The 16,258-nt window shown below is 47.4% G+C and carries 16 protein-coding genes and 1 tRNA gene; 13 read left to right on the forward strand and 4 right to left on the reverse strand.

The window, feature by feature from the left end:
* Positions 1–55: 55 nt before the first annotated feature.
* Entirely contained in the window at positions 56–691 is a 636-nt protein-coding gene (thpR, locus tag TH25_RS02300) for an RNA 2',3'-cyclic phosphodiesterase (RefSeq protein ID WP_258548995.1), read from the forward strand.
* 145 nt (positions 692–836) lie between these two features.
* Here thpR and TH25_RS02305 read toward each other — a convergent pair whose 3' ends face one another.
* Positions 837–1,397, reverse strand: coding sequence for a type 1 glutamine amidotransferase domain-containing protein (locus tag TH25_RS02305; RefSeq protein ID WP_114086778.1), 561 nt, complete (start codon positions 1,395–1,397; stop codon positions 837–839).
* A gap of 480 nt (positions 1,398–1,877) precedes the next feature.
* Between TH25_RS02305 and TH25_RS02310 the strand changes: the two genes are divergently transcribed.
* The 7 genes from TH25_RS02310 (at position 1,878) to TH25_RS24700 (ending at position 7,700) form a co-directional block, all read left to right on the forward strand.
* Entirely contained in the window at positions 1,878–2,135 is a 258-nt protein-coding gene (locus tag TH25_RS02310) for an AbrB/MazE/SpoVT family DNA-binding domain-containing protein (protein ID WP_114086779.1), read from the forward strand.
* A complete protein-coding gene (locus TH25_RS02315) occupies positions 2,135–2,464 on the forward strand; it encodes a type II toxin-antitoxin system PemK/MazF family toxin (RefSeq protein ID WP_114086780.1) in 330 nt (109 codons plus the stop codon). The genes TH25_RS02310 and TH25_RS02315 overlap by 1 nt, the downstream gene beginning before the upstream one ends.
* 379 nt (positions 2,465–2,843) lie before the next feature.
* Positions 2,844–3,527 carry an EcsC family protein gene (locus tag TH25_RS02320; RefSeq protein WP_114086781.1) on the forward strand — a complete coding sequence of 228 codons (684 nt, stop codon included), beginning with the start codon at positions 2,844–2,846 and terminating at the stop codon, positions 3,525–3,527.
* A gap of 271 nt (positions 3,528–3,798) precedes the next feature.
* The gene (locus TH25_RS02325; RefSeq protein WP_181847347.1) at positions 3,799–4,710 is read left to right on the forward strand and encodes a replication initiation protein; all 912 of its coding nucleotides are present in this window, start codon (positions 3,799–3,801) and stop codon (positions 4,708–4,710) included.
* A 661-nt stretch (positions 4,711–5,371) separates the two neighbouring features.
* On the forward strand, positions 5,372–6,091 hold the full coding sequence (locus TH25_RS24695) for a hypothetical protein (protein WP_147252972.1): 720 nt from the start codon (positions 5,372–5,374) through the stop codon (positions 6,089–6,091).
* Positions 6,088–6,402, forward strand: a complete 315-nt coding sequence (locus TH25_RS02330) for a MobC family plasmid mobilization relaxosome protein (protein ID WP_181847349.1) — start codon at positions 6,088–6,090, stop codon at positions 6,400–6,402. The genes TH25_RS24695 and TH25_RS02330 overlap by 4 nt, the downstream gene beginning before the upstream one ends.
* The gene (locus TH25_RS24700; RefSeq protein WP_147252973.1) at positions 6,399–7,700 is read left to right on the forward strand and encodes a hypothetical protein; all 1,302 of its coding nucleotides are present in this window, start codon (positions 6,399–6,401) and stop codon (positions 7,698–7,700) included. Before TH25_RS02330 ends, TH25_RS24700 begins: the two co-directional genes overlap by 4 nt.
* Here the strand turns inward: TH25_RS24700 and TH25_RS02340 are convergent.
* A complete protein-coding gene (locus TH25_RS02340) occupies positions 7,675–9,210 on the reverse strand; it encodes a tyrosine-type recombinase/integrase (protein ID WP_147252974.1) in 1,536 nt (511 codons plus the stop codon). The two genes, TH25_RS24700 and TH25_RS02340, sit on opposite strands and share 26 nt — an antisense overlap.
* An 83-nt stretch (positions 9,211–9,293) precedes the next feature.
* Positions 9,294–9,383: transfer RNA gene (locus TH25_RS02345), tRNA-Ser, on the reverse strand.
* A gap of 316 nt (positions 9,384–9,699) precedes the next feature.
* On the opposite strand from TH25_RS02345, the gene TH25_RS02350 reads away from it, so the two are divergent.
* From TH25_RS02350 to TH25_RS02360, 3 genes are all read left to right on the forward strand, one after another.
* Complete coding sequence (locus TH25_RS02350; RefSeq protein ID WP_114086957.1) at positions 9,700–10,005, forward strand: hypothetical protein; 306 nt, start codon at positions 9,700–9,702, stop codon at positions 10,003–10,005.
* Between the two features lie 119 nt (positions 10,006–10,124).
* Positions 10,125–11,126 carry an NADPH:quinone oxidoreductase family protein gene (locus TH25_RS02355; RefSeq protein ID WP_114086786.1) on the forward strand — a complete coding sequence of 334 codons (1,002 nt, stop codon included), beginning with the start codon at positions 10,125–10,127 and terminating at the stop codon, positions 11,124–11,126.
* A 198-nt stretch (positions 11,127–11,324) separates the two neighbouring features.
* Positions 11,325–12,653 carry a class I SAM-dependent methyltransferase gene (locus tag TH25_RS02360; RefSeq protein ID WP_114086787.1) on the forward strand — a complete coding sequence of 443 codons (1,329 nt, stop codon included), beginning with the start codon at positions 11,325–11,327 and terminating at the stop codon, positions 12,651–12,653.
* A gap of 265 nt (positions 12,654–12,918) precedes the next feature.
* On the opposite strand, the gene TH25_RS02365 is transcribed toward TH25_RS02360, so the two are convergent.
* On the reverse strand, positions 12,919–13,137 hold the full coding sequence (locus TH25_RS02365; protein WP_114086788.1) for a DUF1127 domain-containing protein: 219 nt from the start codon (positions 13,135–13,137) through the stop codon (positions 12,919–12,921).
* 149 nt (positions 13,138–13,286) lie between these two features.
* On the opposite strand from TH25_RS02365, the gene TH25_RS02370 reads away from it, so the two are divergent.
* Positions 13,287–14,204 (forward strand): LysR substrate-binding domain-containing protein, encoded by a 918-nt coding sequence (locus tag TH25_RS02370; RefSeq protein WP_114086789.1) that lies wholly within the window; start codon positions 13,287–13,289, stop codon positions 14,202–14,204.
* Positions 14,205–14,313: 109 nt separating this feature from the next.
* On the forward strand, positions 14,314–16,257 hold the full coding sequence (locus tag TH25_RS02375; protein WP_114086958.1) for an extracellular solute-binding protein: 1,944 nt from the start codon (positions 14,314–14,316) through the stop codon (positions 16,255–16,257).
* Position 16,258: the final 1 nt, after the last annotated feature.

A 16,258-nucleotide genomic window follows, 5' to 3' on the forward strand; every position in this document is an offset into this window, starting at 1 on the left:
TGGCCTCTTCGGCCTCTCCGGCCCTGTTTATCATATTTACGAACAAATGAGGGTGATGATGCGCCTTTTTGTTGGCATCCCCGTTCCCGCAGATATTGCGAAAGATCTATATCCCATTGCCCGTGCCATTCGCGGGCTTGATGCCCAAACGCCCGAAAACATGCACCTGACCCTGAAATTCATTGGCGAGGTCGAGGATCGGCATGTTGCAGCTTGCATTGACGCGGCCCTGATGTCGGTGGCCTTTGACGTGTTTGATTTGAAAGTGGCCGGGCTTAATATGTTTGGCACCGATAAAAAAGCCCGCATTTTGTGGGCGGCAGTGCAAAATCAGCCGCTTTTGGGCCAATTGGCCGGGCGGGTGGAAAGTTCCCTGCTGGCATGTGATGACCTCGCAGGCCAGCTTGAAGCGCGTAAATTTACCCCGCATATCACACTGGGGCGCAACCGCACGGCCCATCGGGCGGTGGTGGAACAGGCCGTGGTGGACCATGCCGATGTTACCAGCCGGGCTTTCCAGGTGGACCATTTTTGCCTGTATCAATCGATCTCGACCCATGAGGGGCCGGTTTATCAGATAATGGCGGAATATGGAGCGGAATCAGAAATGCCGACAGACGGGCAGGATAAAAAGGCGGAACACGAAGCCGCCTTTGCCGACATTGATTTTAGCAAAGGCCCGGAAATGTAAGGCACTGCTGTGGTCGACTGTGATCAACCTGTTTGGATTCCGGTCTTTTTCAGACCGTTTTGCACATAAGCGCCTGCCCCTGACGGGCAGGGACAGGCAAAAGATATTCAGTTTATCTGTTTATCTTATTATCTGATCTTTTGGATCAGGCGGCACGACGGTGATGCTTGCCTTCGCTGACTTCCTCGACGATCTTGCTGACAAAGGCATCAAGGTCATTGGGATTGCGCGAGGTAATAATACCCTGATCACACACCACGGCCTCGTTCTGCCAGATCGCCCCGGCATTCAGAAGGTCGGTCTTGACCGAGGGATAGGACGTCGCCTTGCGTCCGCGCAGGGCATCGGCCTCGACCAGCAGCCACGGACCGTGGCAAATGGCGGCCACCGGCTTGCCCGAGGCAACAAATTCGCGTACCAGCGAAACCGCCCCTTCATCCACGCGCAACAGGTCCGGATTGATCTGCCCGCCCGGAATGACAAGGGCGTCGTAATTCTGGATGTCCACGTCTTTGACCTCAAGGTCAACATCAACGCTGTCGCCCCAGTCGGTTTTGTCCCAGCTTTTGATGCTGCCAGCTTCCAGCGAGGCGATTTTAACGTCCGCGCCCTGATTACCCAGCTTTTCAAGCGGGACCCGCAGTTCCGACCGTTCGTAACCGTCGGTGGCCAGAATCAGGATTTTTCCGGTATCAATTGCAGGCATAACGTCTCTCCTTTCATTTGATTTCGAGCGTTATGTCTCTCTAACGATAGGGCCGCCTGCACGTTCCACAAAAATCGGAGAAAAAGGGTTACGTTTTTCTTTTAAAATATTGAAATAAATTTGTTTTATTTTGATTTTGATGCCAGAATCACCCGGAAGACGCACAAAATGGCCTTAATGGCAGCGTCGCGTTAACAAACGGCGGTAAGTCGCTGTCAGATAAGTTCTGGCGGGACATGATGCAGGAGAAGAATATAACAGATGCGTGGCAGAGAGGAGAGCTTCTCTCGAGAGCAGGCGTGTATCGGGTGATATTATATCAATTCTGTCGTAACCTGGAAGAACTGCCAATCTCGATATCTAAAATTTAGACTTTCATCCTGCCAAAAGGCAACCGCATGCTGCCGAGACTTTCTCATGATATGTTGTTGACACATTCATCAGGAGAGTTATATTTTTATATAACTTTGGAGGTGTCTTATGCATACGGTGACTTTGAGGCAGGTTGGCGGTTCGGTAATGCTTTCATTACCTAAGCCATTTTTGGAGCAATTCGCGCTGAAAGCCAAATCATCTGTCGGAGTTTCGATTGATAATGGTCGAATTATCGTAGAGCCCAATGTGAAGCCCAAGTATACTCTGGATGAACTTTTAGCTCAGTGCGATCCCGCTGCACCTTTTTCTGAAGAAACCCTTGATTGGGCGAATGACGGTGCTGCAGGAGACGAAGTTATCTAATGGATAAAGGCGACGTTTATCACATAAATCTGAACCCGACAAAGGGTAGAGAGCAGGCTGGAGAACGATTTGTTATGGTTGTTTCTCCGGCTTCTTACAATCAGATTCAACTGCCTATTATTGTACCCATAACACAGGGCGGCGGGTTCGCCAGAGAGACAGGGTTCGCTGTATCGCTGTCTGGTACAGGATCCGAAACCCAGGGTGTTGTCATGTGTAATCAGGTTCGAACTCTTGATATCAAGAGCAGAAACGGTCGCTACATAGAGACCCTGCCGGATTTCATCGTCGATGATGTTCAGGCTCGATTGATTGCTATTTTTGAATAGATTCGCTCAATGAATATAAAGGTAAAGAAAACCATCATTCCCAAATCAGGGAAGTGGTGGTTTTTTATGACAGCATGACAAAAATTAGCGTGTCACAATATGTGTGACGACGCGCCAGAGTCTGAAAATTTTTCAGGACAATGCTTTGACAAGTGGCAGAGAGGAGGGGATTCACTCGACAAATGCCAGTTTTCGCGTGTCTAAACAGATACTTATAAGGTGACATCAATTCAGTTGTGACACAATCTGTGTCACAAGTTGTGTCACAAGTTACAAGAAACTGTCAATCTCCGTCAGGCGTATTCTCTTAAATTTACAATTGACCATCTATAGTTCACTGCTACGATTAGTTGGTGCTAATTTAACAGGGGATTATGTTATGGATGAAGTGGTTTTACCTTCGGATGGCAACGTTGTTAAGGAGGAGGGTAAATCTACCCTTTTAAAAGCAGTAGAGATTCTGGTAGCGGAGCCTAAGAAAATCCGAGATGAAATATCTCAGATGAAGCTTGCGTATAGTGAGAAGCATTCTCAAGATAAGACGGAAGAAGAAATAACAGAAATGATGGTGGAAAAAATCATTTCTAACTATTCTTATTATTGTGCTTTTTCTGGTGGTGTAACAGCATTGACAGGAGTTGTGCCGGGTTTGGGGACAGTAGTGGCTACTTTTGGGGGAACCACCGCTGATATTGCTTTAACAATGAAGTATCAGATTGAAATGACTATGGCTATCGCTTCAGCATATGGAAGAGATATCACTGAGACAAAAGAGAGAGATTATTGCTTCTTGATTGCAGGATTGGGTGCCCTTAGTCATGCTGCGCAAGAGGGAGGAAAGCAAGTAGGCTCGAAAGCATTGGTCAAAATGTCTCAGCAGTATTTAACAAAAGGCGTTCTTGTTGCGATAAAAGAAGTTTTCAAAAAAATCGGTATAACATTCACTAGAAAGGCATTGGAAAAAAGTATTCCTTTCGGTGTTGGGGTTGTTATTGGCTTTAGTGTTAATAAAGGGATGACGTATTATATTGGGAAGAAGGTGCAAGAGGATTATAGTGTTTAAGAGAAGGGGGGGAAATTATTTCGGAGATTGTTGAAATTATAATTCCAGAACAAAACACCGTCCAAAATGAAAACGGTGTTTTGTTTCATTATAATAGATTGACTAATTCATAATATTATAATATAAAAAAGAGAATTAAATAAAATGTTGGGCAACATCATCTAACTCTCTAAGTATATATTTAAAACACAAATATGATAATATATTAATTTAGAAATAAGTCAAGTTAAAAATGTTTCCCAATAAAGAAAAATTAAAAGGGACATTTTTTATGACAAATTTAGATTTTAAAACCTACTTAAACACAAGAACACAATTGGTTTCTGATGATGTTAAATCATCCAGAGCATGTTCATGGGTAGAACCCACTGGATATGCAGAATCCAGAAAATATGTTTCTTTAAATCCCGGCCATTGCAAAAAAGTCAGATTCCTCACAATAGATTGTGACCATCCTGATTTTGATGAAATTCCAGGATCTTTCCCAAAACCACTTTGTACAGTGATTTCTAGAGGGTCAGGTAGGCACCATCATATCTTTGAGCTAAACACACCTGTACTGACTGATATCAACGCCAGGATGAAGCCTAAAAGGCTTTTAGCCAGTGTGGAAAAATCTTTCATCAAGCATCTTGGTGGAGATGAAAATTTCACCAACAGGCTTTCTAAAAATCCTTGGAACACTCAAGAATGGTCAACAATCTGGTATCCAGATTTTAAACCTATAGAACTCAAAGATTGCTTGGTTTGGTGTGACATAGAACCATCAAACGACAACCGAAAATTAGTTGTCGTCAAAACATCCGGCTACAGCCGAAATGTAGACTTATTTGACCATGTGAGATTGCTTGCATATCAGCATTATTTTGGGTCATGGAACGAGAATGATTCAGAGGTTTACAATGTAGCTTTTGGGTTCAATTCAAGCCTTCAAAATCCACTTCCAGACAGTGAGGTTCGTTCAACCTGTAAGAGTATTATCAAGTTCATGAACGAACGATACACTGGCTCAAACTCAGAACCATATGCAAGAAAGACAGTTTCGGTTGATGATAAAATTAATATCATCAGGGAAGCCATCGAGACGGCCAAATCAGATAGCGTAATTTATAACAAAGAATACCTATCCGAAGTCACAGGCATCCCATACAGCACTTTAAGAAGGTTATGGTCAAAAGTCTGATTCTGGCTTTTGTCAACATCTTGCCAACAAATAGCTCACTTTTTGCTATCAGGTATTACCAAGTTAGAAATCCAAAATTAAAACAGTTCAAGCCACCTGTTTTTTAGGGTCATAACCGCATGAGCGGTTATTGGTATCTAATGGTTCGGGGATGGCTACGGGGCGGCACCTCACGATTTACATAAACAAACAATAATATATATAATCAGGATACCTATTCTTATCCTTTGGGAAGAATCCCAAACGTCTCAATACCCCACTGCAATGTTGGCATTATGTTGTCACCTTTAGACCCTAACCAATCTTTGATTGGTGAGAATTCTCCCCTTGGGGGGAGAGTTCGTTTGATATGGGAGAGGGGGGAATTGTTTGGGAAACTTTTTTATATAAAAGTAAAGTTATACACAGCATTCCGCAAAAAACTTGACTCGTGGGTGGTCATTTTTGCTCCATACTATGCATAACTTTACAGATAACTTGATTATTATTTCAGTTTACTTTAATATTACTTGACAGTTTCCTAATCTATGCTTAATATAAGTTATCCGAATATTGTAGCCAGTCATGCTTTCCGTCCTGCGGACTTCAAGCAACTGGCAAGGGGCTTTGCCCCGTTGACCCCAATTTTTGGATAACCAAAAATAATAAAAAGGAAACTGCCATGAACATTTCAAAAATTGATTTTCATAATTTTTTATATCTAATTTCAACACTGATTTTTTGTTCAATGTTGACAATTACATCTGCAAATTCTCAGGAAGAATATAAATATCGCTATAAGGCTGAAGGGGTGATTTTGCACAAGAATGTGCAAGTTCCAGAGGAACCCAAAGACCCTTGTTTGACTGGTGAAATTGGGACTGTTTGTGAAACAGATGGGGCTGTTTATGTGGGGGAAATTGCTGGTGTTAGAAGATATGCAGCTTCTAATGATTTACCAGGAAAAAGGTATTGGGGGCTTTATCAATCGGAAGATAGAGAACTAATTGATGAAAATGATTTTGAAACTTTAAATCCTAGCATTGGCAACACAGATGATGGCGAAATATTAACATCAATATTAACTCCCAGTTACGATGAAATTCAGGGGCAATATAGGGTTGGCACAGCGGCAATGGATTGCCGTAATGAACTTGGTTCTGAGTGGTATCTTCCTGCTATTAATGAACTGAGATTGATTACAGGAAATCGTTATTTGTTATTAGATTTTATTTCTGGATTTAGCAATGGTGATTCTAATAACGACTATTATATGACTTCAAATATTTATGGAGTAAATGAATTCATCAGGGGGATACGTATTAAACCCGTTCATTCTGCTTCTAAGCACCCTGGAACCCAATATCACGTAAGATGTTTCAGAAAAGGATTGGAAGAATGAAAAACAAAACAATCCGTTTCCGTATATCAGACGAGCAATATTCTGAGATTTTGAATTCTGCATCCAGTGTAGACAAAACTCTGTCTGACTGGATTAGGGAATCCCTGAAAATTTCTTCGGATAAAAACTTGGTTGAAAACAAGCTCAAATTTGTTTCTGAAATCCAGAAATTGACCAGAGAAATTTCCAGAATTGGAAATAATATCAATCAAATTTCAAAATATGCGAACTCCAAAAGAGAGTTCCAAGAAATTGAGAGTTTCACAGAAATTATGAAGGATATAAGGGAGAAGGTTCAAAGTTTAAGATGATAATTAAGTCCACTCGAATTTTAACAAAATCAGGAGTTTCTAACTTATCAAATCATTTGCTTAACAAACCTCATGAGAATGAAGATATTCAGCTTATGGAAGGTTTTGAGAGTGATTTTGAGGCTTTTCACAAAGAAGCAATGCTGGATGGTAGCAAGTTTGCTTTTCGTCATTTCAGCATTAATCCAGGCTGTGATTGGACATATGACCAGCAGCTAAAAACAGTCGATAAAATTAAACAAGAATACCAATCTGAAAATCATCCCCATTTGCTCGTCAAGCACAGCAAGAGGCTATCTGATGGCTCTTACAATGAGCACCTTCACTTAGTCTTACCAGAGCGATTTAACGGCAGAACTCTAGGCTCAAGCTGGAACTATGCAAGAAACGAGAGACTTGCAAGAGAGTGTGAATTTGAGTTCGGACATGCCGTTGTTGTTGGAAAACACAACAAATCTGCGGCTCATTTCGTCTCTGACGAGAATTTAAAAAATATTCTCCTAGAGAACTCCCAAAAGACCATGCCAAAGGCCGCTTTTAGCTCGATACAGCACCAAAAAGCGAAGCGAGAAGGGTTAAGCCTTCCAAGCATAAAAATGCTCATAAAAGAGCTTTATAGCGAAAGTGATGGATTTAAAGCCTTCAAAGCGGCTCTCGCTGAGAATGGTTTTGTTGTCAAAAAAGGTAGAAAAACAGCCATTGTTGAGATGGATGGACATTTTATTGGTTCATTAAATCGTCTTGTCGGAATGAGCAAAAAAGATTTTTTATATAAAATAAAGGAAGAAAAAAATGAGAAAGGTATTTCAAAAAAAGACAGTCGAACAGCCAAAGAGAAAAGTGTCAGAAGTGTTGTTTCTTCTAGGCAGGAAGACAAAGGGGAACACAGACGAAATCTTGGAGTTGTTGAACCAGGAAGGGGAGAGCAAAATAGACGAGTTAATCGAGATTCTAGCTCAAGTGGTGGCGAACCAGCAGAAACACGAAATTCTATTACAGAAAATTTTAAACTCGAAGCAGGGTTGAAACACCCTGAAAGAAGTTTGAAACTTGATAATATTCTTAATGATATTAAAAACTTAAACAATCAACATTCTAAAAATGTAGAACTTAATTCAAATCAAATTGAACCAAGTTTTAAAATATCATCCAAAACAAGAAGGGCTTTAGTCAAAGGAGCTCGAAATGCCCGTAATTTCGCCTCTGTGGTGGCTTCAGGGAGTTCTGGCGACATAGGTGCTCCAATTACAGCAGAGGACAATCTGAGGCAAATCAGGGCCGCGCCGAAGCCTTTTTAATATGCTTGGTGAGTGCCTCAATCTGATGAAAGTTTATCCCATCAAAGGCATTGGTCATAAACGCGCTGATGTCGCCTTTGCGGCCATATTCAGCACCGATATGATCGCTTTTATGACCTACATAATAGTATTGGTGATGTGGGTCGGTTCCTGACTCTCGCATCATTTCAATGAAGGTGTGGCGGAGGCGGTAATATACAATTGGGCCGTAATCATCTTCCTTGCCTAATATCTTTCTGAGAATGCGGATAATGGTCTTTGAATAGTTATTGCTAAAGTTCAGTTCTTCATTCGTCGGTGTTTCTTCCTCATGGAAAATTCTATCGTGACCAAGCTCTTTCTTCCGGTTCACATAATCTAGAAAACCAAGATCCAGGAGCAGTTTATGGAAGGGAATAAATCGCCTCGAATTTGCAGTTTTCAGGCTCTTGTCTGAGTCTGTATCTCTTTTAATAATAAAGAAATGTGGCTTGCCATGTTTCATGACAATATCGGCATATCTCAATTGCAAGAGCTCGTTTGTTCTTGCTCCTGTAAGAGTGCCAAGAACTAGCATCCATTGATGAATGCCCCACTCCTCATCAAAGAGTTTGTCTGAGAAAAGAGTGTTTAGCTGTTCGATGGTATAGGGCTCTCGGTAGGTGCTTGCACCATCTTTGATTTTGGACGTCAAGGTTTCAAACGGATTATAGGACGTTGCTCTTTTCCGTTTCATTTCCTTAAAGAAATAGCCCATGAACGTTATATATCCATCGCCAATTGTTTTAGGTTTGATGGTTGGTTTCTGGGCTTTTTCGTTCAGTCTGATTCCTTCAAGGATATTATCCGTCTTGAATGTGCTTTGCATGTGACGGGGCAATTTCTTGATGGTGAGGACAACTTTCTCAGCGTCATCTGTATCCACTTCATGGACATGCTTATCGCCTAAAATTTGAAGCATATACTTCAGGGAGGCGACCTTTTTGCCCATTGTCTTGTAATCAAGGTTTCTGCCTTTTTCCCATTCAAGATGCTTTTCTATAGCCTTTGATATTTTTAAGGGTTTCAGCTTTTGGGATGGATTGTAATCAACCTGGCTTTTGTCGCGCTCAAGGATTTCTCTTTCGAGCTTAACGTTTTTGCGGTCCAAGGTTCGATTGTCATCCTCGTAGTGAGTGATAACTTTTTCATACAAACCTTTTTGCTTGGCGACACGCTCAAGGGTGGCAACGGTAGCTTCCTGATTGTGGATGTAGCTATTAATTATGTTCTGCTTAATTTCTTCATCGGTGATTTGTTCGACATACTCGATGAAGGTTTCCGTTGGTGTTTTCTCTTTTTTCATCGTCAGAAAGCTGCGGTCCAAAACATCATCAATCAACATGGCAAGTCGCCTTGCTTCCTTCATGCCTGATACATGAAGGCAAAACTTATAGTCCTTGCGACGACTCAGTTTTGCAATAGCTGATGGAGTACGACGACGATAATACCAAGTATCTGACCGTCTATAGATACGATTTGGAATGCGCACGACATGACCTTTGCTGTGTCACAATCTGTGTCACAACTTGCCGATGGTTCCAAAATATCGTTTAAAAACAATGCTTTATTCAGTGGCAGAGAGGAGGGGATTCGAACCCCTGAGGGGCTTACACCCCAACACGCTTTCCAGGCGTGCGCCTTAAACCGCTCGGCCACCTCTCCACAGGCGATAACTCATATCGCAAAAGCGGGCGGACATTAGCCGACAGACTTCGCAATGACAAGGCTAAATTCGGGCCACTGTGACGTTTTTTTCACCTTTTTTCATCAGGCTGTATTTTTGTATCGCTGATGGGAAAAGCTTTTTATTCCGGGTTTGATGCCCCGGGCGTTATGCAATCAAATGTTTGCCGTATTTTCATGGCAATCGGGACACAGGGTTAACTGCTTTCCCTTTACGGCAGGGGACAAAACCCGTTACGGTAGCGCCAATTATATCGAAACCGGAAAGTTTGAAGCCGACAAGGCGGAGAAAGGTATGTGGTTTTTCAGGCTGTTGGGCTGGCTGCTGTTGTTTGCCTGTCTGGCTGTGCTGGTCGGAGATGGGGTCACTGCGCTGCAAACCGGAACCTTGCGGTTCGCTGCAGGCGGCGAGCTATGGTATCGGCTGGATCCGGGAAGCCTTAACCTGCTTCAGGCGCTGGTCGAGCGGTATCTCTCGAGCTGGCTGTGGGACAAGGTTTTTGTCCCGGCACTGTTGCTGCCGGCGTTTTTATTACTGCTTGTCCCGGGGTTGCTGCTCAGTTTTCTCGCGCGGCGTCGAAAACGGGCCAGATTTTTCTGACCGGTCACGGGGTTTTGCAACAGGGCGGATAGAGGCTTCGCAGCGCCCGCTGGTCATGGCATGATGATCCGGCGCAGTTGCCCCAACTGGCGAACATTCTCAACAGGCGGAGAAATTTGATGCGGGCCATGATGTGTGAAAAAATCGGCACGGACCCCGTCATGCGCACTGTCGATGACCCGGTTGCCGCCGCGGGCGAGGTGGTGATTGATGTTTATGCCTGTGGTGTCAATTTTGCCGATACCCTGATCATCGCCGGGAAATATCAGCAAAAACCCGAATTTCCCTTTGTGCCGGGCTTTGAGATTGCCGGTGTGGTGTCGGCCACAGGGGCCGGGGTGGATGCCGCCCTAAACGGCCAGCGGGTTATGGCAATGGCCCCGCATGGTGGCTTTGCCGAAAAAATTGCTCTGCCGGCGGACCGTATCATTCCCATTCCCGATGGTGTCAGCTTCGATGATGCGGCAGCGTTTCAGATCACCTACGGGACCTCGTGGTTTGCCTTGAAATATCGTGCCAGCCTTCAGGGGGGCGAGGTGGTTCTGGTGCATGGGGCGGCTGGTGGCGTGGGTATTACGGCCGTTGAATGCGCCAAAATACTGGGGGCCCGCGTGATTGCCACGGCCGGTGGCCCGGAAAAATGCGACATTGCCCGTCAGCATGGGGCGGATTTTGTTATTGATTACAAATCAGCCGATATTGTCACCTCTGTGCGCGAAATTTGCCAGCGGCAGGGCTGGCCTGCCGGGGTGGATGTGGTTTATGACCCGGTTGGCGGCGATGTTTTCAGCCAGTCCTTGCGATGTACGGTACCGGGCGGGCGGTTGCTGGTCATTGGTTTTGCTAGTGGCGATATTCCGCAAATTCCCGCCAATATCCTGCTGGTTAAAAACATTGCGGTGTTGGGGTTCTATTTTGGCGCCTATCTGGATCAAAATCCTGAAATCGCCCGTCAGGGCATGGGCGAATTGCTGGATAATCTGGCGGCGGGATATATCACACCATCCATTTCGCAGTGTTTTCCTCTGGCCGATGTGCCCAGGGCCTTTGCCGCCCTGCGGGACAGAACCGCGACCAGCAAAATGGTGATCAGATGCCGGGAGCCTGCAAGCCAAGGGTGATTGCCGTCGCCATATGGCAATAAACCGTTGATTTGGAGCGGTTTTATGTCTGATTGTTCCGGCGCTTGCCAAGGGTGTGAAAACCGGAGACCTTACCGGCGATACCGTCCCCCTGGTCGGGCAGATCTGATATATATATTTCCTGATGACCGTGCATATCCGCTCAGCCTGATGGTGTTTTCTGACGAAAGCAGATGAATGAACCGGTTAAAGACCCCCCGTAAACAGAATACCAGTCGCACCCGCGCGCAATATGAAACCTTCCCCTATCCCGAACGCCGTGCAGAGGAAGAGGACCAGCGCCTGATCACCGGCTCGCCCGCCGATTGGGGCGAGGTGGTGCATTATATTTTTGGCGGGCGGGACCCGGGGGCAGAGGGGAATCCGATCCGCATTCTGGTGGCCGGGGGTGGCACGGGCGATGCGCTGGTGATGCTGGCCCAGCAGGCGCAGGATCGCGGGGCGAATGCGGAAATCGTTTATATCGATTTGTCCGAGGCATCGCGCAAAATTGCCCAATCCCGCATTGCCCGCCGGGGGCTTGAAAACGTGACCTTTGTGACGGGATCGTTTGTTGATCTGGCGGCGGACTATGGCCCGTTTGATTATATTGACTGTTGCGGGGTATTGCATCATTTGCCCGACCCGGATGCCGGTTTGCGGGCGCTGGCCCAAAGCCTGAAGCCCGGCGGGGGTATGGGCCTGATGGTGTATGCCACCCTGGGGCGCACGGGCGTGTATCATATGCAGGAAATGATGCAGCGCCTGTCGGCCGAAGCAGGCGGGCGGGCGCGGCTGGAAACCGGCAAGGCCCTGTTTGAAAGCCTGCCGCCCACAAACTGGCTAAAGCGCAACCCGTTTGTAAATGATCATATCCAGGGCGGTGATGCCGGGTTTTATGACCTGTTACTTCACCAGCAGGACCGTGCCTATCGGGTGGATGAAGTTTATGAGTTTGTCAAACAGGCGGGCTTAAGGCTGCAAAGTTTTGTTGAACCCATGCGCTATGACCCGGAGATTTATGCCACCGACCCGGCCATTCGCAAACAGGTGGCCGCTTTGGCCCCGCAGGCGCGCCATGCGATGGCCGAATTGCTGGCAGGCAATATTACCAAGCATATTTTTTATGTGCTCAAGGCTGACAATAAAACGGCGGTTCCTGCCATGACCCTGCAGGGTCAGAAGGCGGTGGTGAAACCACGGAAGGACGCAAATGCCAGGCAGGCGGCGGCGGGCCTGATACCCTATCTGGGGCGGATCGAGGGGGCCAGGCTGGCGGCGTCGGTCGCCAAAAGCGGGCAGATCAAAATCAATTTCAACGGATTTTCGGTATCCTGCAAGCTGCCTCCGGCAAGCCCGGCGATTATATCACGGATTGATGGTGTTAAAACGTTTGAAGATATCCGCCAGTCATTTGCTCCGGTGCCCGATGCACCGTCTTTTTATGCCCAGATTGTGGCGCTTTTTTCGGTGCTTTCGGCGGCCAATCTGATGTTTGTTCGCCAGCCCGGCGGCAAAGATTTGTAAGCCGGTGCAGGCAACACAAAAGGCCGGTCATCGGGGGATGACCGGCCTTAAGGGCCTTGCAGGGGCAACTATTCAGTATTTGATGCGCGGCTGCGAATGGGAAAAAATATGCAGAAGGGCATCAATAACCTGTAGGGGAAAAGAAAGAACACCCTGCGGGCGAAAAGATCGGGGAGACATTTTAGGCTTCCGGTTTGACAGTTCTGAAACGGTTTGCGACCCGCTCCGGTCGGCAACAGGATCACCCGTTGCAGGGCAGGCCCGTTCAGGCCCGCCAAAAAGGTTTACTGGCCTCAAAGCGCGCATCACCCGGTTCAAAGCCGATGTCGCGCAAAAGATGCGCATCCATATGGGCCAGGCGGTTGCGCAATGTCAGGCGGGCGGCCCACTGGCGCGGCAGGGAAAACAGGCGTGCGGCGGTCGTGTTTTCGGCACGTTCGCGTGGGGCGGTGAATGCGGCGGTGTTCTTTGTGATCGCGACCATAATTGCTGTCCTTCAACTTTTTGGCGGCTCTCTCAAGGGGCGGCCATGAATTTCATTCTGTTAAACTCTGGGTTACGCCGGATTTTGCTTGTTCTCAAACCATATTTTGGCATCATTGCATGACATAAACTCATGCAAAAGGGCTTGTCATGAAACGTCGTCCCTTGCCGTTAAACGCCTTGCGGGCTTTTGAAGTGGCCGGGCGTCGCGAAAGTTTTACCAAAGCATCACAAGAACTTAATGTTACGCAAGGTGCGGTCAGCCGTCAGGTGCAGCATCTTGAGGATGTGCTGGGCCGCAAATTGTTTGAACGCCATCACAGGCGATTAAAACTCACACGCGCGGGGCGTATTTTGTTAAATTCGCTGACCGAGGCGTTTGATGCCATCGAATCGGCGGTTGCCCGCATCGAGGATCGGCCCGATGACACGCAGTTGCGGGTATTGGCCCCGCTGACCTTTGCCATGCGCTGGATCGTGCCGCGACTGGGCCGGTTTCAGGCGGAATACCCGGATTTGCAGGTGCAATTGGGCACGTTTAACGACGACAGCCTGCCGGTGGATTTTTCCGAAACCGATATTGCCATTCGCTTTGCCGATACGCCGGGCGATCAGCTTGTGCATGAGTTTTTAACCGGTGAACGTTTGCTGCCGGTTTGCCATCCGAGTTTAAGCAGGCAATTGTCGAAACCCGAAGACCTGGCAAAGGTGCCTTTGCTGCATTGTTCGGCCCAGCGCGAGGACTGGCGCATCTGGTTGAATGGAACCGGCATCAAGGGGGTGGATGCCGACCGGGGGCCGGTTTTTGCCACCCTTGATATGGCAATGGAGGCGGCGGCCAGCGGTTTTGGTGTGGTGATCTCCGATCCCGCGATGATTGGCGAATATGTTGTGACCAAACGGTTGATGGTGCCGTTTGATTTGCCGGTGGACAGCCCCTATGCCTATTCCCTGTGCTATCCGGATGGCAGGCTGGAGCGGCGAAAGGTCCGGGCGTTTCGTGATTGGTTGATGAGCGAGATTGATGTTGAAACCACAAGGCGCAAAAACGGTCAAAAACAGGGGTAGTACGGCATGATACCTTGAAATGAACCCATTTTGTTCGTCATTATGGGTGGGTCGGCAACAGGCCATGTCTGGCATTAAACCGCGATCATTGGCAAAAACGGTTATTTTGATGAATAAAACGACAGGTGTGGTGGTCCGGGCGGATGCCTGCGGGCGTTCAGGGCGGGGTGGTATCGCTGGCGCGGTTTTGACAATTTGTATAAGCCTTTTGGGGGCGATCAATGCCAACGCGGCAGAGACAAAACCAAATATTACCCCGGCTCCGACCATTGCTGTCAGTGAAGAACCACTCGCCAGCCTGGCCCGGCCGGAATATGCCATTTCGCTCTATGGTGATTTGAAATACGGCCCCGATTTTACCCATTTTGATTATGTTAATCCCGACGCGCCCAAGGGCGGCACCCTGCGCGATAGCTGGAGCGGGTCGTTTGATTCGCTTAATCCCTTTATTTTAAAGGGCACGCCCGCCATGGGCCTGGGTATGATGTATGACACCCTGCTGACCAGCAGCCTGGATGAGCCGTTTTCGGAATATGGCTTGGTGGCGGAAAAGGTCGAGGTGCCCAAAGACCGTTCCTACATCACCTTTTTTATCAATCCCAAGGCGCGGTTTCAGGACGATACGCCGATCACCGCCGATGATGTGATTTTTTCGTTCAATACGCTGATCGAAAAGGGAAGCCCCCTTTACCGGCAATATTATGCGTCGGTCGATCATGTGGAAAAACTTGATGACCTGACCGTCAAATTTACTTTCAAACCAGGTGACAACCTGGAACTTCCGCTGATTTTGGGGCAGGTGCCGGTTTTGCCGAAACATTACTGGAAAGACCGCGATTTTAGCAAAACCACCTTTGAACCCCCGGTGGGCAGTGGTCCCTACAAGATCAAGGATTTCGAGCCGGGCCGCCATATCACCTATGAACGGGTGAAAAATTACTGGGCGAAGGACCTGCCCTCGGTCAAGGGCATGTATAATTTTGACATCATTCGTTATGATTATTACCGCGACCTGGATGTGGAACGGCAGGCCTTTTTTGCCGGTGAATATTATTACCGCAGCGAACATTCATCGCGCGAATGGGCTGTTGGTTATGACAAACCGGACGTTCGTAACGGCAATATCAAAAAGGAACTGATCCCCAATCATCAGTCGCGCGGGATGCAGGGCTTTGTGATGAATACGCGCCGCCCGATTTTTGCCGATCATCGCGTGCGTCGGGCCCTGCAATATGCAATGGATTTTCAATGGCTGAACCGGGCGATGTTTTATGGCGCGTATAAGCGCACTGACAGCTATTTTGTCAATTCCGAACTGGCCTCTTCCGGCCTGCCCAAGGGCGAGGAATTGCAGGTTTTAAACCGGTATCGTGACCAGTTGCCGCCGGAACTGTTTACCCAACCCTATACCCTGCCCAATTATGACCAGGAAAATGGCCGCCGCAAGGCCCTGCGGCAATCCATGACCCTGTTGCAGGAAGCGGGGTGGGAGTTGCGCGATATGAAGCTGGTGAATAAAAAAACTGGTAAACCGTTTCGTTTTACGCTGCTATTGCGTCAGCCCGGTTTTGATAAAATCGCCCTGATGATGCAGGCCCGTTTGCGCCAGTTGGGCATCGAAATGGATTTCCGCCTGATTGATACCGGTCAGTGGTTAAACCGTATTCAGTCGCGTGATTTTGATATGACCACCTTCTGGTGGCAGCAAAGCCTGTCGCCGGGCAATGAACAGCGTGATTTCTGGTCCTCCAAGGCGGCGGACGAGCCGGGAAGCCGCAATTTCGCCGGGATCAAGGACCCGGTGATTGATCAAATCATTGATCTGGTAATTTCGGCGGAAAGCCGCGACAGCCTGGTGCAGCGCACCCGGGCCCTTGATCGGGTTTTGTTGTGGGGGGATTACACCATTCCGCAATGGTATCAACCGGCGGATCGTTTGGCCTATTGGGATATATTTGGCCGACCTTCGGTGGTGCCGACCAAGGGAAATTCCATCATGACCTGGTGGATTGACCCGGAAAAATCCAAAAAACTGGGCAAGGGGGGATATTAAG

The sequence above is a fragment of the Thalassospira profundimaris genome, from assembly GCF_003326755.1.
GTDB classification, from domain to species: Bacteria; Pseudomonadota; Alphaproteobacteria; order Rhodospirillales; family Thalassospiraceae; genus Thalassospira; species Thalassospira profundimaris_B.

Excerpts from the sequence above, each read along its gene's own strand:
- TH25_RS02330 (WP_181847349.1), top strand. The coding sequence starts at position 6,088 with ATGAAAAACAAAACAATCCGTTTCCGTATATCAGACGAGCAATATTCT.
- TH25_RS02315 (WP_114086780.1), top strand. The coding sequence starts at position 2,135 with ATGGATAAAGGCGACGTTTATCACATAAATCTGAACCCGACAAAGGGT.
- TH25_RS02355 (WP_114086786.1), top strand. The coding sequence starts at position 10,125 with ATGCGGGCCATGATGTGTGAAAAAATCGGCACGGACCCCGTCATGCGC.
- TH25_RS24700 (WP_147252973.1), top strand. The coding sequence starts at position 6,399 with ATGATAATTAAGTCCACTCGAATTTTAACAAAATCAGGAGTTTCTAAC.
- TH25_RS02325 (WP_181847347.1), top strand. The coding sequence starts at position 3,799 with ATGACAAATTTAGATTTTAAAACCTACTTAAACACAAGAACACAATTG.
- TH25_RS02350 (WP_114086957.1), top strand. The coding sequence starts at position 9,700 with ATGTGGTTTTTCAGGCTGTTGGGCTGGCTGCTGTTGTTTGCCTGTCTG.
- TH25_RS02365 (WP_114086788.1), bottom strand. The coding sequence starts at position 13,137 with ATGGTCGCGATCACAAAGAACACCGCCGCATTCACCGCCCCACGCGAA.
- TH25_RS02360 (WP_114086787.1), top strand. The coding sequence starts at position 11,325 with ATGAACCGGTTAAAGACCCCCCGTAAACAGAATACCAGTCGCACCCGC.
- TH25_RS02375 (WP_114086958.1), top strand. The coding sequence starts at position 14,314 with ATGAATAAAACGACAGGTGTGGTGGTCCGGGCGGATGCCTGCGGGCGT.
- TH25_RS02310 (WP_114086779.1), top strand. The coding sequence starts at position 1,878 with ATGCATACGGTGACTTTGAGGCAGGTTGGCGGTTCGGTAATGCTTTCA.
- TH25_RS02305 (WP_114086778.1), bottom strand. The coding sequence starts at position 1,397 with ATGCCTGCAATTGATACCGGAAAAATCCTGATTCTGGCCACCGACGGT.
- TH25_RS02320 (WP_114086781.1), top strand. The coding sequence starts at position 2,844 with ATGGATGAAGTGGTTTTACCTTCGGATGGCAACGTTGTTAAGGAGGAG.
- TH25_RS24695 (WP_147252972.1), top strand. The coding sequence starts at position 5,372 with ATGAACATTTCAAAAATTGATTTTCATAATTTTTTATATCTAATTTCA.
- thpR (WP_258548995.1), top strand. The coding sequence starts at position 56 with ATGATGCGCCTTTTTGTTGGCATCCCCGTTCCCGCAGATATTGCGAAA.
- TH25_RS02370 (WP_114086789.1), top strand. The coding sequence starts at position 13,287 with ATGAAACGTCGTCCCTTGCCGTTAAACGCCTTGCGGGCTTTTGAAGTG.